The sequence below is a fragment of the Aquirufa salirivi genome (genome assembly GCF_045310485.1).
GTDB lineage: Bacteria > Bacteroidota > Bacteroidia > Cytophagales > Spirosomataceae > Aquirufa > Aquirufa salirivi.
Genome location: NZ_JBEWZH010000006.1, coordinates 60,528 through 83,396, shown reverse-complemented (window position 1 = coordinate 83,396; position 22,869 = coordinate 60,528). Strand labels below are relative to the sequence as shown.

Below are 22,869 nucleotides of genomic sequence, written 5' to 3'. Positions count from 1 at the left end.
TTAAGCACATGAAGACTAATTTAACCAAAATCCTAGCGCTCTTGATGATTACTGGATTGGTATTCCAATCTTGTAAACCTAAAAACGCAGGAAATGCTTCTTCCTCAGGTTCTGCGGAAAAAGCCTATGTTGCCCCAGGTAAATATGATGAATTTTACAATCTAGTTTCCGGTGGTTTCTCCGGACAAATGAGTGTCTATGGGCTGCCCAGTGGCCGTTTATTCCGCGTAATACCTGTTTTTTCTGTTGACCCAGAAAAAGGTTATGGCTACAGTGAAGAAACAAAACCTATGCTGAACACCTCCCATGGTTTTGTGCCTTGGGATGACCTTCACCATACCGAGCTTTCCCAAACCAATGGAGAAGTTGACGGTCGGTGGATTTTCGGTAATGCCAATAACACCCCACGTGTGGCACGTATTGATCTAGCTAGTTTTAAAACAGCTGAAATCATTGAATTACCGAATAGCGCAGGGAATCACTCCTCTCCTTTCATCACAGAAAATACCGAATATGTGGTGGCAGGTACACGTTTCTCTGTACCACCAGATAATGCCAATGGCGATATCCCGATTGACACCTACAAAGAAAACTTCAAAGGATATATCAGTTTCATCTCGGTGAAAAAAGAAAGTGGTGAAATGGATTTGGCCTTCCAAATTGAATGCCCAGGGGTCAACTTTGACTTGAGCCATGCCGGAAAAGGCAAATCCAATGGTTGGTTTTTCTTCAGTTGCTACAATACAGAACAAGCCAATACTTTATTAGAAGTAAATGCTTCACAACGTGATAAGGACTTCATCATGGCTGTCAATTGGAAAAAAGCAGAAGAATATATCAAAGCTGGAAAAGCGAAACGTATTCCTGCCAAATATGCACACAATAAGTACAACGAAAAAACGCATACGGCTACTTCTGAAATGAAAAAAGAGGTCTTGGTACTAGATGCTAAAGCATTGAAAGACATCTGCTATTTCATCCCTTGCCCTAAATCTCCTCACGGCTGTGACGTAGACCCAACTGGTGAGTACATTGTAGGTTCTGGAAAATTAGCGGCTTTGATTCCTGTATTTAGCTTTGACAAAATGTTGAAAGCCATTGAAGGAAAACAGTTCGACGGTAGCTTTGAAGGCATTCCTGTAATTAAATACGAAGCTGCATTGTATGGCGAAGTGAAAAAACCAGGACTTGGACCTTTGCACACTGAATTTGATGGAAAAGGGAATGCCTATACAACCTTCTTCGTATCCAGTGAGGTGGTGAAGTGGAACATCAAGGATTTGAAAGTACTTGATCGTGCGCCAACTTACTATTCTGTAGGTCACTTATGTATCCCAGGTGGAGATAGCAAAAAGCCAAACGCAAAATACCTAATCGCCTATAATAAAATCACCAAAGATCGCTACTTGCCTACTGGCCCTGAGTTGACTCAAAGTGCGCAACTATACGACATCAGCGGTGATAAAATGGAGATGATTCTGGATTTCCCTACCATTGGAGAACCTCACTATGCCCAGGCTATTGCAGCTGATTTAATTAAAGAACGTTCCATCAAATTCTATAAGATCAATGAGAATGAGAACAAGTATGTAACCAAAGGAGAAGGCCAAGCCAAAGTAGTCAGGGAAGGAAATGTCGTTCATGTGTACATGACGTCCATTCGTTCTCACTTTGCTCCGGACAACATAGAAGGCATTAAAATGGGTGATGTGGTGTATTTCCACGTGACCAACCTAGAGCAAGATTGGGATGTTCCTCATGGATTTGCCATCAAAGGTGCCACCAATGCCGAATTATTGATTATGCCAGGTGAAACCCAAACCATGAAATGGGAGCCTGATAAGGTAGGTATCTTTCCTATGTACTGTACTGACTTCTGTAGTGCCTTGCACCAAGAAATGTCGGGCTACATCCGAGTATCTCCTAAAGGAAGTAAGGTTCCTATCAGCTATAGTTTGGGTAAAACTAAAGCCCTCGCTAAAAACTAATCAACATGGGAGAGTATGGCTTTCCATGCTCTCCTTATTCTTCCATTAAAAAGTGAACCATCATGAAAATTTTATCCATTAGTTTATTAGCTGCCATGTTCTTATTGACAGCAGCCTGTTCAAGTTCGGAAGCGGATACTACTTCCAATACGACTGAAACCACAGCTTCCTCTGGTGGTCAAGAGAATGTCAAAGACGATGATTCTCAACAAGATGTAGTGAAAGTAGCCGTAGGTTCTAAGGATCATAGCACCTTAGTAGCCGCATTAAAACAAGCGGAATTAGTTACATCTTTATCCAATGCAGGACCATTTACTGTCTTTGCTCCTACTAATGCTGCTTTTGATAAAGTAGATAAAGCTACTTTAACCGCCTTAATGACAGATGAAAAAAAGGCTGATTTACAAAATATACTTCAATACCATGTTACGGTTTCTGCATTAAAAGCGGATTACTTACAAGATGGGCAAGTACTGGGCATGGTCAATGGCGACAATGTCACCGTGAGCATCAAAAATGGTAAAATCATGTTAAATAATTCAGCGACCATCATCGCATCTGTTCCTGCTTCTAATGGCATCATTCACGTGATTGATGGTGTCTTATTGCCTCCAAGTAAATAGTTTAAATTGCCTTTATATGAATACGCAACAAATGGGAAAACCAGCACGCATGCTGCTGTTCCTCTCCTCCATATTATTACCCTTTGTCGTTTATTTACCCATTTGGAGAATTGAATTAGATGCACCTCAATATCCGGAAGGATTGAGCCTTCAAATTCATGCCAATGATATCCGTGGAAACGTGGACATCATCAATGGGCTAAACCACTACATAGGAATGAAGACCATGCACAAAGAGGACTTCATCGAATTTACTGTATTGCCATATATTATCGTGGGGTTTTCCATTTTGTTTTTAGTTGGAGCTTGGATCAACCGTAAAAAAGTACTCTATTTTCTATTTTCAGCTTTTGTATTGTTTGGCATTATTGCCATGGTAGATTTCTGGAAATGGGAATACGATTATGGGCATGATTTAGATCCTAATGCCGCTATTCAAGTTCCAGGTATGGCTTATCAGCCTCCCCTTATAGGTTTTAAACAACTTTTAAATTTTGGAGCTTATTCCATCCCAGATGTGGGTGGTTGGATATTTATTGGTATTGGTTTGATGTTACTGACTGGGGTTATTTTGGAATGGCGTTTATCCAAAAACCCCAAATCAGTTTTATTCTTCCTACCCGTGTTATTCTTTTTTCAAGCTTGCACGATTGAAGTAAAACCCATTCAACTAGGTCGGGATCATTGTCATTTTTGTAAAATGGGCATTAGCGATATGCGATTCGCCTCAGCCATACTTACCCAGCAAGGAAAGACCTTACCTTTTGATGATTTGAAATGCTTATTGAGTTATTTACAAATCAATAAGGAGATTCAAGTCCAAGATATTTATGTCAGTACTTATACGGGGAAACATGAGTTAGTCCCTGCTACTCAAGCCTATTTCATGACAAGTCCTTCCTTGGGAAGTCCTATGGCAGGTAATTTTGCTGCTTTTGTCGATAAAAATGAATTAACCAAAAATAACCAAGCTTTAGCTGGAGAAGAAAAAACTTGGGAAAGTATTCGCCAATGATTCATAAACCTTACCTGATATTACTTCTTTTAATCATTTTGTTTCTTCCCACGGCCCAAGCAAGTACTTGGAAGGTAGGAAAAAATGAAAGGTTTACAACCTTAGCCCATGCCATCCAACATGCCCAATCTGGGGATAGCATCTTGGTTAAAAAAGGGGTATATCATGAACACAACCTCATCGTTGATAAATCCTTATGCATCATAGGCCAAGGATTACCTGTATTGGACGGTGAGGGTAAATACGAAGTCCTATCCATCAAAGCCTCACATGTGACTATCCAGGGCTTTCATATTCGCAACTCAGGCATTTCCAGTTTAAAAGATTTGGCAGGTATCAAAATCTATGATGCTCAGCACGTACAGATTATCAATAACCTATTAACCAATTCCTTCTTTGGCATATATGTTCAATATGGGAAACATTGTACCATTAAAAACAACCGGATTATCGCATATGGTGTTGAAGAGCAACAAAGTGGTAATGGTATTCACTGCTGGAATAGTAGCTTCTTACAGATTCAAAATAATGTGATAAAGGGTCACCGTGACGGGATTTATTTTGAATTTGTCACTCATTCCATCATCAAGAACAACCGTTCCTTCCGTAATCTACGTTATGGTTTACATTTTATGTTTTCCAATAATGACACCTACATTTCCAATGTATTCACCAACAATGGTGCTGGGGTAGCCGTCATGTTTTCCAATCATGTCAACATGTTTTACAATACCTTTCATCAAAATTGGGGGGACGCCTCCTATGGAATCTTACTCAAAGAAATCTCAGATGGTATCATACAAGGAAATCACTTTGAAAAAAACACCACTGGCATTTACCTAGAAGGTGTTAGTCGGGTTAAAATGAACCGAAATACCTTTTCCAATAATGGCTGGGGACTTAAAATCCAAGCCAGCTGCCAAGACATGACTATCCATCAGAATAATTTCTTGAACAATACTTTTGATGTAAGTACCAATGGTACCTTAGTTCTAAACAATTTCGATGGTAATTATTGGGATAAATACGATGGCTATGATTTAAACCGAGATCAGGTTGGAGATATCCCTTTTAGACCTGTTAGTTTATTTTCCATCATTTTAGAAAAAAACCCAACCACGCTTATCATGTTCCGAAGTTTCATTTCTGCCTTAATGGATAAGACGGAAAAATTAATCCCAAGCTTAACTCCGGAACAATTAAAAGATCAATTTCCACTCATTAAACCGGTCAAATTATGATCATTACCGAACATATCAGCAAACGCTTTGGAAATCAGCAGGTACTTCAAGATATACATATAACATGTCGCCCTGGTGCTTGCATCGCCTTGATTGGTCCAAACGGTAGTGGAAAAACTACCTTGATTAAAAGTATTTTACAAATGGTTATTCCTGATTCGGGGAAAGTCATTTTTCAAGGAGAGGATATCACTGGCCAATGGGCCTACCGAGCAAAAATCGGATTTATGCCGCAAATGACCCGTTATCCAGAAAACATGCGTATCGGGGAGGTCATGTCCATGATGATTGATATCCGAAAAGATCTAAAAAACTTAGATGAAGAATTGATTGAACAATACCACTTAAAAGAAATTTACCATAAAAGAATGGGGGCTCTATCTGGAGGAATGCGCCAAAAAGTAGGGGCTTGCCTTGCTTTTTTATTTCAACCTGATATGTTGATTTTGGATGAACCCACCGCAGGATTAGATCCTCTTTCTTCTGAAATATTGAAACAAAAAATTCTAAAAGAAAAAGCTCGTGGTAAATCCACCATCATTTCATCCCACGTACTAAGTGAATTGGATGAAATGATCACCGAAGTAATTTACATGCAAGACGGACAGGTCTTATTTCAAAAAACTTTAGAGGATTTAAAACAAGAGACCCAGGAAGTGAAATTATCCAAAATGATCGCCAAAATCATTGCCTAGAAGCCTATGAACAAGATATATAAACATGTCATCGCTGACATCATCCGAAATCGAATTGTATTGTTTTACACCCTCATCTTATTGCTAGCCTCATTAAGTGTTTTTAGTCTAGAAGATACTTCTTCCAAGGGCCTATTGAGCATGCTGAACATCATACTCATGATTGTCCCTTTGGTCTGTTTGATATTCTCTACCATTTATATGTACAATAGCACTGAATTCATTGAACTATTACTCAGCCAACCCTTACAAAGAAATACCATTTGGTGGAGCTTATTTATTGGATTAATGACGTCCCTTGGACTCGCATTTTTTTTTGGCGCGGGTATCGTCATCCTCATTTTCGAACCCAGTTTTCTCGGTTTAATGCTCGTGATTTGTGGACTCCTACTAACTTTTATTTTTACGGCCATAGCCTTGTTGGCAGCAGTTTTAACCAAAGACAAAGCCAAGGGAATCGGTCTTTCCATTATCCTATGGCTATTTTATTCCATTATTTTTGATGGAATCGTCTTATTCATGCTGTTTCAGTGGGCCGACTACCCTATTGAAAAATTCATGATACTCATAAGTATGTTGAACCCCATCGATTTAGCCCGCATCTTAATTCTCATGCAAATGGACGTATCGGCTTTGATGGGATATACAGGGGCTATTTTCAAAGATTTCTTTGGCACTTCAGGTGGAATTGCCATCTCATTTACCACCTTGATTTTATGGGTAATGATTCCCTTTATGTGCTCCTTACGTTATTTTAAAAAGAAAGATTTATAATGTTATACCACACTTTACTCTTGTTACACTTGGTGGGTGCCTGCGTCTGGGTAGGTGGACACCTCATTTTGAGTTTACAAATTGTGCCCAAAGCCCTTTTCAAAAAAGACATTCTGCTTATTCAGCAATTTGAAAAAACATTTGAACCCATCGGAATACCTAGTTTAATCATACAGATTATCACTGGGGTTTGGATGGCCATTTTTCAATATGGCATTCAATTTAGTTTGGATAATGCCATACAAAGAAATATCATCATCAAATTAAGTTTACTTGTACTTAGCCTAGTACTGGCCCTTCATGCCCGTATTTTCATCATTCCTAATCTAAGTTTAGAGAAACTTCCTTTGATGGTATTCCACATCCGACTCATCACCCTAGTTGCCCTCCTGATGATGTTTTTCGGCTTACAATTTAGATTTGGAGGACTTTAAACATAAACATATGAAAAAGATCATTTATTTTTTGATGTCATGGACCTTTATCGGTCTTAGTTTAGGCTTTGTACCCAACACTAAGCCTAAATACCTGCAGCTAGACAAAAAACAAACACTGTACACAGTAGAAGCAAGTTGTGGTTCCTGCAATTTTGATATGCCGGGTGATGTATGCCAACTGGCCATCAAACTTGAAGACAAAAAATACTACGTAGAGGGACCCAACATCAATGATTATGGCGGGAGTCACTCGAAAAATGGCTTTTGTAAAGTAGTAAGAAAAGCCCAAGTACAAGGTAAAATTGTCGATGACAAATTTGTGGCGACCTATTTCAAATTACTACCTTAATTTCATTTACTCGTGAATAGCCTAAACTATTCACGAATAAATTCTTGTATTTTTTGGAGCAATTCCTGCTGTTTATAAGGCTTAGAAACATAACCATTCATTCCTATATCAAAGCATTTTTGCTGTTCTCCTACTAAAGAATGTGCCGTCATAGCAATGATGGGAATATCCGATTTCATTTCATTCCGAATGTACATGGTGGCTTGATAACCGTCCATTTCAGGCATTTGAAGATCCATTAGGACTAAATCATAGTCTTTTTTCTGCAAGAGCTCAATTCCCTCTTTCCCATTATTGGCAATGTCCAACTGAAAACCAAAATTATGAATGACCGTCTTTGCCAATCGCTGATTCATTTCATTATCCTCACACATTAAAATAGAAACGGAGTGGTCTACACGTAATCCTATATTTTCCTTTTTACTACGTTTCTCTTCCAGCTGTTTGGCCTTTTCAAATTCCAAAACAAAATAGAATTCAGAACCTCGGCCTAACTTACTTTTTAATTCAATCTTACCCCCTTGTAATTCCACCAATTGCTTGGCAATATTCAAGCCTAATCCTGAACCACCAAATTTGCGGGTTGTACTGGCTTCTGCTTGGATAAATCGATCAAAAATGGTTTGAATTTTTTCTTCTGAAATACCAATACCCGTATCCTTCACGGAAAAACGCAAACTAATTTTACTTTCCGTTTCTTGTGCTTTTTTGACAGAAATACTCACTTCCCCTTCTTCAGTAAATTTTATCGCATTACCTGCCAAATTAATGAGTATTTGATTTAAGCGTCCTTTATCCCCTATGATCACCTCAGGCAATTCAGAGTCTAAAAACAAACTAAAATCAATGGCTTTTTTGGTAGCCTTAACTTTGAGTAAATCATGTACATGTTTGAGCGATTCTTTTAATTGGAAAGGCTGAACTTCCAATTCTATTTTGCCCGAATCAATTTTAGATAAGTCTAAGATATCATTGATTAATAGAAGCAAATGATCCCCAGCCTTTTGAATATTGTCCACATATTCACATTCTGGATTCACTAATTGACTACTTTGTAATAATTCCGTGAATCCAATGATCGCATTTAAAGGAGTGCGAATCTCATGGCTCATATTGGTCAAAAAGCTATCTTTGGCCCTCACAGCCATTTCAGCATCATCTTTGGCCTGAATTAACTCATTCTGAGCTTGCTTGTGCTCTGTATAGTCTTCCGCAACACCCAAATAACCAATAATCTCACCCCGTTCATTATTCACACAGGTAACACCCAGCCAAATAGGAATTCGCTTTCCTGATTTAGAAATAAGGGTCCACTCTCTACGCTCAGGTTTTCCTGAGGACTTGGTCCGCATCACAAAAGTTTCAAAACTCGGGACGAAATCTACCCCATATTCCTCGCTCAACTCCTGGTTATATTGAATGATTTCATCCATATCAAAACATGGAATCTGACTTAAAAGTTGGCCTACAATATCATTTGATTCATATTCAAAAATCTCCAAAGTAGCTTGGTTCACTTTTTTCACATAACCCTGTACATCGGTAAAAATGATCGCCAAACTTACACCATTGAAAATGGCAATTTGGGTAGCTAATAAATCCGAAATCTCTAAATCTTTTTCCTTTTTTTCCGTAATATCGGATTCTATCGCTATGAAGTTGATAAGTTCCTGCTGTTCATTAAATATAGGATTCAAGAATATTTCTAACCAATATTCTCTCCCCGATTTAGAGCGATTCCTAATCTCACCTCTAAACGTTTTACGTTCAGCTATAGCCTCTTTCATCGCTTGGACCGTCATTGGATCCGAGCCTTCATATTGTAAAAAACTACCAGGCGTTTTACCAATTACTTCATCTAACGTATATTCTGTCAACTTTTCAAATGGATGATTCACCCACTCTATTTGACCCTTAGGGTTAGCTATCACCACAATATTATCTGTTCCTCTAGCTACCCAGGATAATCTTTTATTTTCCTCAATAATTTTTTTACTTCCCGTAATATCTCGGGCAATTCCATATAATTTACCTGTCTGCTCATTAGGAGATGAATTCCAACTCAATACCTTGACACTTCCATCCTTGCATTTATACCGTAATTCATAGTCCCTAACACCCTCTCCCTTCAACATCTTGGCTCGAAGGATATCCCTAAGTGGCAAATCCTCTTGAATCACAAAATGTGCTCCTGAATGGTGTAACATTTCTGATTCAGGATAACCTAAACCTTTATAAAATGAAGGACTTACCTTTTCATAAAATCCATTCATATTAGCTACCGTCAAATAATCCTGAGATAACTCAAAAAATAATTCGAGGTCTATCGACTTAATTTTTTGTTCCGTGATATCACTACTAATGGCCAAATACTGCGTGACTTTCCCATTCTTTCCCTTAAATGGGACAAACGTGATATTCAACCAATAAGCTGATCCGTCCTTAGCGCGGTTCTGTATCTCCCCTTTCCAAACTTCACCCGATTGAATGGTTCCCCAAAATGCATCCGATTCGGAAGAAGAACTAAACTCTGGATGTAAAATTCGTTTATGTTGTCCAATTAACTCCTCTCGAGGATACTGACTTAAGGTACAAATTGCCTCATTGGCATAAGTGATAATTCCATTCGCATCCATAATGAATACAGCCAACACCTCATCCAATGCCTCTTTGTAGCGCCCTAACTCCAAGGTAACTCGGGCCACTTTTTCCTCTGTCAAGCGATTAACTTGCTGCTTCAATTCTCGATTCTTAATCCGAAGCTCCAAGGTTTGGATGACTTGCTCGGAAAGCGTAGTTAATGCATCTCGCTGTTCTTTGGTCAATTCTCTTGGAACTTGATCAATGACACATAAAGAACCTATCTGAAATCCATCGGGAGTCGTCAATGGAGCTCCCGCATAAAATCGAATATGTGGATTTCCTGTTACCAATGGGCTATCAACAAATCGACTGTCTTCTAATGCGTTTTGCACTTCGAAGATTTGGTCTCCCATGATGGTGTATTGACAAAAAGAAACTTCCCGAGTTGTTTCTTTTGCTCCTAATCCAACTTCTGATTTAAACCATTGTCGGTCTTTATCCACCAATGAAATAATAGCAATGGGTACTTGGCAAATGTAGGAAGCCAAAGAAGTAATTTTATCAAATTCCTTCTCAGCTAAAGTATCTAGTATTTGATATTCATAAAGAGCACTTAGCCTGTCCTCTTCATTTTCAGGTATTGGAAATGATTGTTTTTTCATAACAAGAGTGAATTCATGACACACATTGAGAAAGGATATCCTAATCTAACCATTAAACTAGTTTTATAACTATAAAATGGATAAAAGCTTCTATCAAATATTTTCGATAGAAATCAATAGCTCTCCATGGAGAGCTATTTTAGTGTATAATGCATTCCCATGCCCAGCCGAATGATACCTAACATTTGGTCGGGTTCATTATTCAATCGTGTGATGGCCACATCACCTGTTAAACTCAAATTACCTGATATTTTTGTTTCTACTCCCTGCCCTAAAGCATAACCCAAACACTTACTCGATTTATTACTCTCTTGCAAAGTAGGATTAGGCAAATTGTTTTGATAGGTCGCCAATCCTACTCCTAAAAAAACATAAGGTGTAAAAGGAAATTCTGTTTGTGGAAATTGATGTAGAAACCTTCCACCATAAAAATTAAACTCCTTGACTGCATCTGTTGACATAGGCTGAATAAATGCTTCAAACTGGTTCAACTGATTAAAAGCATACCTCCAAGTCAGCCCCATACAAGAATAAGAATAACGAATTCCAAAACTGTTTTTGGGAGCCCCCCTTCCATTCACAAAAGGGTCCGAACTAGCGGAGGTGGATAATGGTACATGTGAAACTAGGGCGCAAGCCAACATCGTCGCCTTTGATAAGGCGGTCATTCCTAGAATTTTCATCGTTTTATAATTTATAGGTTAACAAAAACCCAATCGGAGAGTAGATCAACACATAACCGAAAGGAAATTCACTTAGAAACTTAATTCTAAATGTGATGCCAAAAATAAAGGATAAAAAATCATAAAAACACGATTTGTGTACCTACGAGTCGATGTATAAAATTTGAAGCCTTACCATTTAAACGGAATAATGCAAAAATTACACGCTTATTTAATATTTTAATTGGAGAGATTAGAAATCATTCCTTGAAGTGAGAAAATGAAACTAAAATAGCATCTATTTAAATTTTGCTTTACAGAACTAGCTAAAACCAGCCATTAAATCAATGAAAATAGCTAAAATATAGATTTAGCTTTACAATTTAATGCGTATCATCAAGATGACAACCATGCCCATTCAGTCAAAAGGAGCATTTTGATGCCGACGAAACCTTTCAAGAATAGCTTGAATTGTTCAATTTTACTGCTAATAATAAATTTTCATGACTTTCGTCAGGTTTTATATTTTCAACACTTTACGACTGCTTTTACCCCTTTATTGGGAATAGTAAACTATATCACCAAAGGAATAATTGATACAAAAAATAGTAGGAGCTACCATCCAAATTAGAACCATTCATCTGGGAAATAAATAAGGTCAATGGAGCAGCTGAATCCAGTAATGACATCCTAAAGTTCAGTTTGTTTCCACGCTTAGAACAGCTAACATGCTTTATCTCGTTGACTTCATAGCTAAAACCAACGAACATATAAGGATTTAAAAGAATGTCTTTTTCTTGTAGAAATAGGTACAGATACCGAACCCATATTGCCCCTCTCCTATTCGAATCATTTTCGTAAGGACTAGCCAATGCTTCTAATGGCATGAGTGGTCAAACTTCCTACGAAAGGTGATGTCTCGACAAAGAATGGTAAATTGGTAACCAATGGCACGATGGTACAATTGATTGCTTTTTAGGTTAATCAAACATGTGAAAGGCAGATTCAAAAAGCTAAATAATGAATTTACATGTGGTTTGTCTCTTATACTTTTTGTGCTTGGTAAACTCAATGATGGTGCGGTCTTAAATCAGGACAGATTAAGTCCTCAGTGAAGGCTTTTTTGATTTTTATCAGATTTAATTTAGTATTTGTAGAAACAACAGCTTGAAACGCCGTATTCAAAATTGGCTCTATAAAAGCCTGAAACTATCTCTTTTTCATTTTATTGATATACTCATAAACATTCAGACCCTCCTCTTCCACAAATGCCCTGTTAAAGCTTTGTACAGAACTATAGCCTGACTGTTGCGCAATCAAATCGATATCCAATTCCTGGTCAGAGTTCAATAAATTTTTGGCATACTCAATCCTAAGTTGACTTCTTAATGTTGTAAACTTCGACTTGATGATGTAGTTAAAACAATAATAAATGTGGTGCTTGGGAAGATCTAATTTAGATGCTAAAATATCCACATTAAAGTCAGGATCTAAAAACCATTTCTCTTCATGTATACTATCTAAAATACGTATGGCATCTTCTTTAAGTGAATCGTCCGACTTATTCACATATTTATAGATTTCAGATGCATTTAAAAAATGATCAAACGATTTCCGTTTCTTTTTGACAATCGGGATACCATATAATACCTGTGGAAAGATAACAATGAGCAAAGGTATCATCAAAAAGGATATCATGACAATCAAAGTAAGCGGCGAATGCATCACCGTTTGCTTGGGAACATGTGGTGTGTTCATGAAGATGATTGCCCCTGCCAAATAACTTAAAGCGGCAAAAGTGACCACAGTAAGTAGCAAGATTAACCACTTCTTCATTAATACACGATGACTATCTGGTAGCGCATTTCGGTATAATTCATTACTATGCACGCGGTACATTTTGAAAATCAAAGCGATGTAAATCAACATACATATTGGCCGACCTATCATATTAAATCTACTGGGATAAATCCAACCTAAATTCAACGTTTTTAGGTAGTTAGGGTCTTCCAATATTTGATTCGAGATATCCAACATTTCAATCCAAGGTCTTAAAAAACTTGGAAATACATTAATTAAGGCAATGAAAAAGGGCAAATAGTGTAAATAATCAATGGGGTAGATTTTGGAATTATCTAATAGGGTACTTCGGAAATAGAAATATAAAAAAGGGCCTACTAAATAATAGGTTGGAATACTATATACCCCCATGAAAATCAACATGGTAGGTGAATTACTGGCGAAGATACTGTAATGGAGTAAACCGAATAGCGCTATAACCACCAAAACTCCAGACAAGTAAATGGTATTACGATTGACTCTAAAATTAAAGACAGCTAAAACGAGTGAAACCACTAATTTAAATAAGACCAAGAAGATCAACATGCCATCCATAAAGTGATTCAAATTTTTAGGCCAATTATTTTTTAATTATCATTCAATATATACTACTAGGTACAAGCCGCTTGTAGATGATGAAAACTCATCAAATTTATTTCAAAAAAAATTGCTAGAACAACAGGAGATTTTGGTAATTCATTCGATAAAACGTCATCCTAAAATCAGGAGAATCATTTTTCAGCTTTATAAAGAACACGGAGTATAATACCCCATTTCAAATTACCAATTAAAATAGTGCTTAAAATTAGCTGACAATTCTTTCTTAGACTAATTTTAAGCGATGATTTTTGTCAAAAATATTCTAATTACATAAATTATTACAAATATATGTTAGAGGTTTACCCTACAACATCCATATATTACTGATGCTATATAAGCTTTTTCAAAATATTATTCTGAATTATTAGACCCAAACAATTTTTCCGCTAGATTTTATAAAGCTTTAATCTTGACTCATTTACATCAAATCTTCCACTTGTTTTTTGATATTCGCTGCAATTTTAGCTGTAGGTAAATCATTGGCATCAAGTCCAAACGGGTCTTCAATTTCTTCAGCAATCAATTCTAAACTGGCTAAGACATAAAAAGTAAATACCACTACAGGAATAGCTAGATAGCCCAAACTAAATACATAACCGAACGGTAATGTCATGATATAAAAGAAGATAAACTTCTTGATAAAGGCACTGTAGGAATAAGGTATTGGGGTATTTTTGATTCTTTCGCAAGCACCACAAATATCTGTAAAAGACTGTAATTCACTATTTATCACAATCAGTTGATCTCCAGTCAGTTTTTTACTTTGGTATAAATCTTTCACTTTCGTAAACAACATTTTAGCGACTTGATTGGGCTTATGCTTTTGGTGATCAATATGTAAATCAAGCCCTTCGAACAAAACGAGCGCAGATTCTTCATTACTCAAATGCTTGGACAAAATGGAAGCATAGGCAGGAATCACTTTCTGAAAAAAATGCTTGTCGGACTCATGCTCCAACATGACGGACAATTTCATAGCCAAATTTCTAGAGTTATTGACCAAAGCCCCCCACAATTTTCGGCCTTCCCACCAGCGATCATAAGCAGTATTGGTTCGATAGGCCAATAACAAGGAAATAACGAAACCCAGCATCCCATGCATCAGCGAAACATTCCTCACCAAGCTTTCCTCACCTAGTTTCCAATATTCGATTTCCAAAAATCGAATGATCGCACAATAGATTCCAATAAAAATCATCAAAGGCAATAGCTGTCTGAAGGTATCTGATTTATGAAATCTGAATATAAATATGATCCAGTCTTTTGTGTTGTATTGTACCATGGAATGGGAAATTAATAAAATAAAAGTCAGCAAATAAAACTCAAATGTAGACTAAACGAAATAGTATATCCAATAGCGTTAGCTAATTCGTTCAAGCATTTGACCTACTACTATTTGGCAAAATGAAAATACGAAAAAAAAATACCCTAAAACCCTATATTGAATGATGCATGAATAATTTTATTTGCTTTATTTCATCCAAACAAAGAACAAGGAGTTTTGAAAAACGTATGAACAAATGTATTTGGCTACTAGGATTGTCGGGTGCTGGGAAAAGTAGTATTTCCTTAGAACTAAAAGAATTGTTCATTTCCAAAGGCCTAAAATGCCTTATTTTAGATGGTGACATCTTAAGAAAAGGAATTAATTCAAATTTGGGTTTTACAGAAGCGGATCGTTTTGAAAATATCCGACGGGCAGCTGAAATTGCCAAATTATTTATGGAAGAAGGTTATTGGGTCGTCGTGGCGATGATTACTCCCATGGAAGAAATGAGAAAAAACTCGCGCCAGATATTACAAAATCAATACGTGGAAGTCTTTATAGACACCCCCATTGAAGTTTGTATGGAAAGAGATCCTAAGGGTTTGTATCAACAAGTAAAAGAAAAACAAATTAAGAATTTCACTGGGATAGATTCCCCTTTTGAAATACCCCAACATGCTCATTTAAGTATTGAAACAGCCTATTTTTCTATTGAAGAATCCGCTAAATTAATTTTCAATCAGGTTATTGAAAACTGATAATTTTAGTAACTTGTAGATATTAATCACATCTATAGTTCTTTATTACCCCTTTTTGTACCATGAAAGATTCTCAAATTTTCACGTGGTCGAGAAGCTTCTGAAACTATATTACTAAAGATAAATAAAACTAGATTTGAATAGTTTATAGTGGTATGTCCAATAAATAATGGTTTCACAAAATTTACATATATGAACAATAATGAACAAAATAATCCTGCTGAAAAATCAAATTCGAAAGTAGAAAAAAGAGTTTGGATTTCGCCCGAGTTAAATGTTTGGGCATCTGCCAATATAGGTGCCTATCCTGGAGGTGTAGCAGATGGTGGAGCTCAATCATATATCCCATAAAATCAAATTTTCACGTGGCCGAGAAGCTTCTAAAACTATATTACTATAGATAAATAAAACTAGATTTGAATAGTATATAGTGGTTTGTCCAATAAATAATGGTTTTATACAATTTACATATATGAACAATAATGAACAAAAAACATCTGTTGAAAAATCAATTTCGTAAGCAGAAAAAGAAATTGGATTTCACCAGAAATAACCCATTGGAAAAATGAAAACATAGATTTTCAACCAGGCCCAGGCGGAGATGGAGGAGCACAAACTTATGTTTTTTTACCTCCATAATAAATTGGATTAAAGTTTAAAAAGAGTTTTGAACTACTTAAATAGGGAGTTTACAAAAATTGATAGAAATTATTCAGTTCAGAAGTTTACCTAGCTATTATTCAAGAAGGTAAAAGTGAAATAAATAAAGTAACTCACAAGAAGATACTTTAGCCCCTAGTCAATAATTGGGCCTTTATAGCTATGAAATTATCTACTAAAGCTGTCAAGTGAAATTTTGGCCTATTTTACAAAATCAATATGAAGAAGTATTTGTGAATACTCTTTGGAAATTTGCTTGGAAGCAGATCCTAAGGGCTTATATCAATAAATAAAAGAAACGCAAATCAAAAATTTCACCGGGATAGTCTCCCTTTTTGATGACCCCAACATGCTCATTTTGTCATTGATAGAAGATTAGATTCGGTAAAAGAGTCTATTGGAAAATTTGGAAAATACATACATTTTTTTAATTTTAGGATAATTAGTACAACCCATAAAATTCTAAATCATGACTAATACTCCCAAAAACAGACCGACAGAATCTCCTTCTCTTGTTGAAGATTCTAGCGCGAATTTCAAGGAAAAAAGAACTTGGATTTCACCAGAAATAGTTAATTGGGAAAATGAAAACATAGAAAATACTGGAGGTGCGGGCGCTGATGGAGGAGCACAGACTTATTTATAAATATAATTTATCACTCATACCCTTAGTAAAGAGATTATCAAGAAATGTAAGCTTTTCATTGGTTGATAATTTTTAAGAGGGTTAAATATTTGTAATAGCGGAGCAATTAAAGTATCAATATTGTCATCATATTTTACGTAATAAATCACTTATACATATTTCCAAAAAATTGTATTTTATAATTATTAAAATCAAAAGAAGGACAGCGAAAAAATCATTCAAATAGTTTACAACAAACAGTGAAAAATCTACTATTTAGTGATTTACAAGGGATAACTATTCATTGTAAATAAGTCGAGGTGACCATTAATACAACACAATTATCCATTGTAGAATCATCTAATTTAATTTTCAATCAGGTTAACAATGACCAATTATTTTAGTAAATTCCTGACATCAATCATACATATCTATCCTTTAAATCTCTTTTATTCCATGAAAGATTCTCAAAATGACAACTTAGGTAGTTCAAATGTGACACAAGAAAAAAAGAATTGGATTTCACCCAAAATAGCATTTTGGGAAAATGAAAACATAGAAAATTCTGGTGGCTTGGGAGCAGATGGTGGAAGCAAGGCATATGTTAGTTAATTTCTAAAAATGTAAGATCATGTTGGATTCAAATAGTTATTCAACAATTAAAACATATAAATAAAAAAAAATGGCCATGAATCTACAGGAGCTGAAATCAGAAAAATTGTATGATAATTTAGAAAAAAAGAATTGGGTTTCTCCAGAAATAACAAACTGGGAAAATAATAACATAGAAAATGGAGGTGGACTAGGAGCCGATGGTGGAAGCAAGGCATATGCTGGTTAATTTCAAAACATCCTTCAAAGGATGTACAATCATGTTGGATTCAAATATTTATTCAACAATTAAACCTATATAAAAATTATAGCCATGAATCCTCAGGAGTTGAAATCAGAAAAGTTAAATGATAATTTAGAAAAAAAGAATTGGGTTTCTCCAGAAATAACAAACTGGGAAAATGAAAACATAGAAAATGCTGGAGGTTTAGGAGCTGATGGGGGTACTAAGGCATATGGTGATTAAATTCCCAATATCATTCAAAAACGAAAAAAGGTTATCAAACTGTCAAAAAAGTCTTGCAAAATTTGAAAAAAAAGAATCATGGATACACAGAAATCTAAAACAGAAAAATTGAATGAAACTCCAGAAAAAAGAAATTGGGTTTCACCGGAAATATCAAATTGGGAAAATGATAACATAGAAATAGCCTTTGGTATAGGAGTCGATGGTGGATCTAAGGCATATGCAGCTTAAGTCCCAAAGATCATTCAAATCATAAAATATGGTTGATTTCAACCAATCTTATAAGTAGTCCAAAATTTAGAAAAATTCAAGGTTATGAATACACAAATATCTAAAACAGAAGAATCGGATGAAACTCCAGAAAAAAGAAATTGGGTTTCACCAGAAATATCAAATTGGGAAAATGATATCATAAAAAATTCTGTAGGTATAGGAGCCGATGGTGGATCTAAGGCATATGCTACCTAAATCCCAAAGATCAATCAAAACATAAAATAGGGTTATCAAACTGTGATAAAAGTATTATACTATTTGGAAAAATTCGGGGTTGTGAATAAATAGAAATCAAAAACAGAAAAATTGATTGAAACTCCAGAAAAAAGGAATTGGGTATCACCAGAAATATCAAATTGGGAAAATGATATCATAAAAAATTCAGTAGGTATAGGAGCCGATGGTGGATCTAAGGCATATGATATTAACTAAATCCCCAATTTCTTTCAGAAATTTAAAATAAGGTTGATTTCAAACAGATGTAGAACTTGTAAACAATATAATTAAAGTATTGATTATAAATCTATAGAAATCGAATGCCATTTTAGAAAAAAGAAATTAAATCTCTCCCAAAATACCTGATTGGAGTGCTGATAAAATTGAACTTGCAAGAGAGTATAGTTCAGATGGCAGGAGTTACCATCTCTTTATTTAAATTAAGCATGGATGTAAATAACAATTATTTAATCAACTTAAAGAATGAATACCCTATTAAACATGTGTAATTCAATATATTTCACATCCAAATAATTGGATTTGAGAAAAAAAACAATCAGTTTAAGGTATTAATTCAAGTATTCAATCAATAATTTTAAATCCAAATTAACTAATTCATTAACTACATTATGAAAGACAATCATAACGAAATATCTCAAAAAAACTTTGACAACTTGGAATATTCTGATGTTAAAAAAGATTGGATAAAGCCAGAAATACAAATATGGAATGCTGAAAACATCGAGCTTTTTGGAGGAAAAGGTGGAGATGGTTCTGCACAAGCATATGCTGTTTAATATTTTATCCCAACTTATTCAGTACTAATTTGAAATATAGTAAGACCTTAATTTAGTAAAAGAAAGAATTGGATAGAACCTCAAATCATCATTTGGGAAAATGTCAATTTTGGCTTAACATTTGGTGCTGGTGCAGACGGTGGCGTGAAATCATATAATATTACATAAAAGAATTGCAAAGAGTCCCTTCTCTAAACATGAGAAAGAGGCCATTTAAAAAATTCCTTTGGATTACTTGGAGATTGTTGGAGTAAAATCCTAAGTTGACTAAATATTAGATTTGTAATTAAAAAAACTACAGACTAACACTCATTAAAAATGTAAATGATTTAAAACTAAATTTACTATAAGCCTAATTTCTAAATCGATTATAATCATGAAAAACATCTTAAATGAATCCCAAACAAATAATTTAGATACATTTATTTCAAAAGAAAATCGAAAAATTTGGATTAGTCCTCAGCTGGTTCATTGGATTACAGATCAATTAGAAAATGCTAAAGGTGTAGGAGCCGATGGTGGTGCTAAAACTTATGGAGATGTCTAAAATTAGACTATTAAGACAGCAAGGAGGTTCATTTCTCATTTGATATAGTTGTTTTTCCTAAGCAAGGGTAAAAAGACAGACTTATTTATCATAATTTGCTGATATTAATTCCTAGTTTTTATATATCTTATTTCTAAACCAATGAAAGTCATGATGAAAAACAAGCTAAATGAATCCCGAGTGAATAATTTAGACCATTTAAACTTAACTGATAATCAAAAAATTTGGATTAGTCCTCAATTAGTTAGTTGGCTTACCGATCAAATAGAAAATGCAGCTGGAAAATTTGTAGATGGAGGAGCTAAAACTTATTTAGATTTCTAAAATTAGACTATTTAGACAGCAAGGAGGTTTACTTCTCATTTGATATAGTTGTTTTTCCTAAGCAAGGGTAACTTATTTATCATAATTAGCTGATATTAATTCCTAGTTTTTATATAACTTATTTCTAAACCAATGAAAGTCATGAAAAACAAGCTAAATGAATCCCGAGTGAATAATTTAGAAACGTTAAACTTAACTGATAATCGAAAAATTTGGATTAGTCCTCAATTAGTTCGTTGGCTTACCGATCAAATAGAAAATGCAGCTGGAAAATTTGTAGATGCTGGAGCTCAATCATATCTAAATAATGGTTAATTCTATTCTTGGGAAATACTAAAATTTCACCTCCAAACTACCTAATATTAAAAAAAATAACTCAACCATTATTCTGAAAATTTAAATAAAGTCTATTCCTCTCAACCAATAAAAGAAATTAGATTTTTACTTATTTTCAGTCTTAGGAATCAATAAATATGGCATTTGGTCCAATAGGTCTTGAAGATGACAATTAAGTCTTGCAAAAAAAAATTCAAAATTTAGTGATATAGCTTTTAGAAGTTTGACCCAAAATTCCAAAAAATCTAATACAAAATGGAAAATGAACATTTTACCCTACAGTCAAATAAAATAGACTCTCAATTGTCCTATGAAAAAAAGAATTGGATAGACCCTCAAATCATCATTTGGGAATATGTCAATTTGGGCTTAAAATATGGTGTTGGTGTAGACGGTGGCGTGAAAACATATAACCAATAAAAAAGGATTTTTAACCCGCATTAGCTCCATTTGAATCGAGTTAAATAGTATTAGTTTCATTCATAAGAACATCAAATCTGTACTCAATTATATTAAATATAAACAATTTAGAAGTATTAAATACTTGTAAATTGTTGCTAAATATGCCTAGATACAAGTATTGAATCATGCAAACACAAACGTGATATTTTTTATCCATAACCTATTTCCACAATGAATATTTTGTACGGTTTAGTATCATTTGACCCAGATACTAATTCTGATCTATTTCCCATCATACAAAATTCCTTAAGTGAATTTGCCCCTAGCCTAATATCAGATTCAGTAGACCATGGTAGTCACATTGGTGTACAAACCAGATCTCTCCATACAGAATTTCAAGCTCAAGAATTACTATACTCAGAAAATAATTGCCAGATTATTTCCACTGGTCGAATTGACAACCGAAAGGACTTATTTACCCTTTTGTCAATGAAAATAGATGAGTCTATTCCTAACAACATACTTCTCCTAAAATTATATTTATTGCTAGGAGATGATTTTGTAAAAAAAATTGACGGTGAATGGACTTTAGTTATTTGGAATGGTAATTCTAAAGAATTATTCCTTGCCAGAGATCCATTTGGAATTGGTACGATCTATTATAGAAAAGGACATGATTATATAGCTTTCTCTTCTTTACTTAAAGGACTTCTTGATTTTGACAAAAGCCATCTAAAAATTAACGAAAGCTATATAGCTGGCATTTTGACAGTTTGGGATAGATTAAATGATGAAACAGCCTTTGAAGACATTCATTTTTTACTTCCTGCGCATTACTTAAAAATTATTAATGGCAAAACTGAGTTCAAAAGATATTGGATAGCTGAAAACACTCCTGTACTACAGCTGAATACTGAAATGGAATATGTGACTCGCTTTAATGCAAAATTGGAACAGTCGGTAAGAAATAGAATACAAGGAGCAAATAAAATCGGAAGCCAATTAAGTTCAGGATTTGATTCCAGTACCATCACCACGGTAGCATCTGAAATCTTAAAAAAAGAAGGAAAGTCTTTAACAGCATTTACATCCATTCCAAAAGAGGATACTTCTGATTTATTTAATCCACTAACTGCCACCAATGAATCATACCTAACCATACCAACTGCTCAATTTTTAGGTAATGTAGATTTACAATTAATTCGGAGTGAGCAGGTTTCCATTGTTCAAAATCTCAAAGAGATGACTGATCTGCATCATAGCCCTTTGCATGCAGCAGGAAATCTTTTTTGGATCTATGAAATTTATCGAAATGCCGGAAAAGAGGGAATTGACACCATGTTGATAGGTCAATTTGGAAACTCAACTATTTCTTGGACGGGTTATACAGAAAAAAATTCCGTCAAAGAAAAAATTAAACAACTTATTGGCTTTGATAGCAATGAAAAGCTAACAATATCCTCTTACATTGGGCTCATGTCCCAAAAATTTAAAAAATACATGGGTATTGATCAATCCAAAATTTGGGATTCTTATTCTCACATAAACTCCAAATTTGCTGAAGATATTGATTTAGAAAAAAGGATGTTGGAATCTGGCCATGATCCCTATTTTCGTCAATTAGTTCCAAATGAAAAAAAACAAATTCAATTTATTAATCCTCAATTCAGTAAAATTGGAGCCGTATGGCATGACCTTTCCTACTATTTTGATATCAAAACCTTTGATCCGAGTGCCGATAAAAATTTAGTAGAATTTTGCCTATCAGTTCCCAACGAATACTATTACCGATATGACACACCAAAGTGGTTAATAAAAACAGCCATGAAAGGTAGATTGTTAGATGATTTAATTCACCAAAAAAAGAAAGGTAGACAGGCTACTGATCTTTCGCTTAGAATCGCAAATGAAGCAAAAGAGTTTGAACAATTATTAGAGTCTTTCGATCAAAATAAGGCGATTACCTATTATCTGGATATTCAAAAAATGAAAGATAGCCTTGCTAGCATCATTAAAGATCCTAGAAACAAAAATGCATACAATAACTCCATTTATCTAACAAGGTCAATAAGTTGTGCGCTATTTATCCAATCTCACCCAAACAAATTTGTTTAGGCG

At 34.9% G+C, this 22,869-nt stretch carries 27 protein-coding genes; 22 read left to right on the top strand and 5 right to left on the bottom strand.

The features are described 5' to 3' along the window. Positions 1 to 8 precede the first annotated feature (8 nt). From nosZ to U0R11_RS09300, 8 genes are all read left to right on the top strand, one after another. Positions 9 to 1,988: a Sec-dependent nitrous-oxide reductase gene (gene nosZ, locus U0R11_RS09335; RefSeq protein ID WP_406751433.1), complete on the top strand. Its 1,980-nt coding sequence runs from the start codon at positions 9 to 11 to the stop codon at positions 1,986 to 1,988. A gap of 62 nt (positions 1,989 to 2,050) precedes the next feature. Continuing rightward, positions 2,051 to 2,611, top strand: coding sequence for a fasciclin domain-containing protein (locus U0R11_RS09330; protein WP_406751432.1), 561 nt, complete (start codon positions 2,051 to 2,053; stop codon positions 2,609 to 2,611). A 16-nt stretch (positions 2,612 to 2,627) separates the two neighbouring features. Next, complete coding sequence (locus U0R11_RS09325; protein ID WP_406751431.1) at positions 2,628 to 3,626, top strand: nitrous oxide reductase accessory protein NosL; 999 nt, start codon at positions 2,628 to 2,630, stop codon at positions 3,624 to 3,626. Continuing rightward, the gene (locus tag U0R11_RS09320) at positions 3,623 to 4,867 is read left to right on the top strand and encodes a nitrous oxide reductase family maturation protein NosD (protein WP_406751430.1); all 1,245 of its coding nucleotides are present in this window, start codon (positions 3,623 to 3,625) and stop codon (positions 4,865 to 4,867) included. The genes U0R11_RS09325 and U0R11_RS09320 overlap by 4 nt, the downstream gene beginning before the upstream one ends. Then, a complete protein-coding gene (locus U0R11_RS09315) occupies positions 4,864 to 5,562 on the top strand; it encodes an ABC transporter ATP-binding protein (RefSeq protein ID WP_406751429.1) in 699 nt (232 codons plus the stop codon). Before U0R11_RS09320 ends, U0R11_RS09315 begins: the two co-directional genes overlap by 4 nt. A 6-nt stretch (positions 5,563 to 5,568) precedes the next feature. Beyond that, a complete protein-coding gene (locus U0R11_RS09310) occupies positions 5,569 to 6,336 on the top strand; it encodes an ABC transporter permease subunit (RefSeq protein ID WP_406751428.1) in 768 nt (255 codons plus the stop codon). Beyond that, positions 6,336 to 6,770 (top strand): CopD family protein, encoded by a 435-nt coding sequence (locus U0R11_RS09305; RefSeq protein ID WP_406751427.1) that lies wholly within the window; start codon positions 6,336 to 6,338, stop codon positions 6,768 to 6,770. Before U0R11_RS09310 ends, U0R11_RS09305 begins: the two co-directional genes overlap by 1 nt. A 10-nt stretch (positions 6,771 to 6,780) precedes the next feature. Then, positions 6,781 to 7,122 (top strand): DUF6370 family protein, encoded by a 342-nt coding sequence (locus U0R11_RS09300; protein ID WP_406751426.1) that lies wholly within the window; start codon positions 6,781 to 6,783, stop codon positions 7,120 to 7,122. A 26-nt stretch (positions 7,123 to 7,148) separates the two neighbouring features. Here the strand turns inward: U0R11_RS09300 and U0R11_RS09295 are convergent, their stop codons facing one another. The 5 genes from U0R11_RS09295 to U0R11_RS09275 all read right to left on the bottom strand — a co-directional run bounded on the left by U0R11_RS09295 (position 7,149) and on the right by U0R11_RS09275 (position 14,750). Further along, positions 7,149 to 10,367, bottom strand: coding sequence for a PAS domain S-box protein (locus U0R11_RS09295; RefSeq protein WP_406751425.1), 3,219 nt, complete (start codon positions 10,365 to 10,367; stop codon positions 7,149 to 7,151). A 134-nt stretch (positions 10,368 to 10,501) separates the two neighbouring features. Next, a complete protein-coding gene (locus tag U0R11_RS09290; RefSeq protein ID WP_406751424.1) occupies positions 10,502 to 11,050 on the bottom strand; it encodes an outer membrane protein in 549 nt (182 codons plus the stop codon). A gap of 557 nt (positions 11,051 to 11,607) precedes the next feature. Continuing rightward, positions 11,608 to 11,916, bottom strand: coding sequence for a hypothetical protein (locus tag U0R11_RS09285; protein WP_406751423.1), 309 nt, complete (start codon positions 11,914 to 11,916; stop codon positions 11,608 to 11,610). Between the two features lie 322 nt (positions 11,917 to 12,238). Continuing rightward, positions 12,239 to 13,435: an AraC family transcriptional regulator gene (locus U0R11_RS09280; protein ID WP_406751422.1), complete on the bottom strand. Its 1,197-nt coding sequence runs from the start codon at positions 13,433 to 13,435 to the stop codon at positions 12,239 to 12,241. 451 nt (positions 13,436 to 13,886) lie between these two features. After that, positions 13,887 to 14,750, bottom strand: a complete 864-nt coding sequence (locus U0R11_RS09275; protein ID WP_406751421.1) for a bestrophin family protein — start codon at positions 14,748 to 14,750, stop codon at positions 13,887 to 13,889. 170 nt (positions 14,751 to 14,920) lie between these two features. Here U0R11_RS09275 and cysC point away from each other — a divergent pair, with 170 nt between their 5' ends. The 14 genes from cysC (at position 14,921) to U0R11_RS09205 (ending at position 22,866) form a co-directional block, all read left to right on the top strand. Then, on the top strand, positions 14,921 to 15,493 hold the full coding sequence (gene cysC / locus U0R11_RS09270) for an adenylyl-sulfate kinase (RefSeq protein WP_406751420.1): 573 nt from the start codon (positions 14,921 to 14,923) through the stop codon (positions 15,491 to 15,493). 192 nt (positions 15,494 to 15,685) lie between these two features. Further along, entirely contained in the window at positions 15,686 to 15,844 is a 159-nt protein-coding gene (locus U0R11_RS09265) for a hypothetical protein (RefSeq protein WP_406751419.1), read from the top strand. Between the two features lie 778 nt (positions 15,845 to 16,622). Then, complete coding sequence (locus tag U0R11_RS09260; protein WP_406751418.1) at positions 16,623 to 16,799, top strand: hypothetical protein; 177 nt, start codon at positions 16,623 to 16,625, stop codon at positions 16,797 to 16,799. Between the two features lie 435 nt (positions 16,800 to 17,234). After that, positions 17,235 to 17,390, top strand: a complete 156-nt coding sequence (locus U0R11_RS09255; protein WP_406751417.1) for a hypothetical protein — start codon at positions 17,235 to 17,237, stop codon at positions 17,388 to 17,390. Positions 17,391 to 17,460: 70 nt separating this feature from the next. Continuing rightward, on the top strand, positions 17,461 to 17,619 hold the full coding sequence (locus U0R11_RS09250) for a hypothetical protein (protein WP_406751416.1): 159 nt from the start codon (positions 17,461 to 17,463) through the stop codon (positions 17,617 to 17,619). Between the two features lie 84 nt (positions 17,620 to 17,703). Continuing rightward, positions 17,704 to 17,856, top strand: coding sequence for a hypothetical protein (locus U0R11_RS09245; protein WP_406751415.1), 153 nt, complete (start codon positions 17,704 to 17,706; stop codon positions 17,854 to 17,856). 78 nt (positions 17,857 to 17,934) lie between these two features. Further along, positions 17,935 to 18,087 carry a hypothetical protein gene (locus U0R11_RS09240; protein ID WP_406751414.1) on the top strand — a complete coding sequence of 51 codons (153 nt, stop codon included), beginning with the start codon at positions 17,935 to 17,937 and terminating at the stop codon, positions 18,085 to 18,087. An 84-nt stretch (positions 18,088 to 18,171) separates the two neighbouring features. Next, positions 18,172 to 18,324, top strand: a complete 153-nt coding sequence (locus U0R11_RS09235) for a hypothetical protein (protein WP_406751413.1) — start codon at positions 18,172 to 18,174, stop codon at positions 18,322 to 18,324. Between the two features lie 650 nt (positions 18,325 to 18,974). After that, positions 18,975 to 19,142: a hypothetical protein gene (locus tag U0R11_RS09230; protein WP_406751412.1), complete on the top strand. Its 168-nt coding sequence runs from the start codon at positions 18,975 to 18,977 to the stop codon at positions 19,140 to 19,142. Positions 19,143 to 19,518: 376 nt separating this feature from the next. Next, positions 19,519 to 19,689, top strand: coding sequence for a hypothetical protein (locus U0R11_RS09225; protein ID WP_406751411.1), 171 nt, complete (start codon positions 19,519 to 19,521; stop codon positions 19,687 to 19,689). Positions 19,690 to 19,842: 153 nt separating this feature from the next. Further along, positions 19,843 to 20,013: a hypothetical protein gene (locus U0R11_RS09220; protein ID WP_406751410.1), complete on the top strand. Its 171-nt coding sequence runs from the start codon at positions 19,843 to 19,845 to the stop codon at positions 20,011 to 20,013. 141 nt (positions 20,014 to 20,154) lie between these two features. After that, a complete protein-coding gene (locus U0R11_RS09215) occupies positions 20,155 to 20,328 on the top strand; it encodes a hypothetical protein (RefSeq protein ID WP_406751409.1) in 174 nt (57 codons plus the stop codon). Positions 20,329 to 20,604: 276 nt separating this feature from the next. After that, on the top strand, positions 20,605 to 20,769 hold the full coding sequence (locus U0R11_RS09210; RefSeq protein ID WP_406751408.1) for a hypothetical protein: 165 nt from the start codon (positions 20,605 to 20,607) through the stop codon (positions 20,767 to 20,769). A gap of 213 nt (positions 20,770 to 20,982) precedes the next feature. Next, entirely contained in the window at positions 20,983 to 22,866 is a 1,884-nt protein-coding gene (locus U0R11_RS09205) for an asparagine synthase-related protein (protein ID WP_406751407.1), read from the top strand. The last annotated feature ends 3 nt before the right edge of the window (positions 22,867 to 22,869 follow it).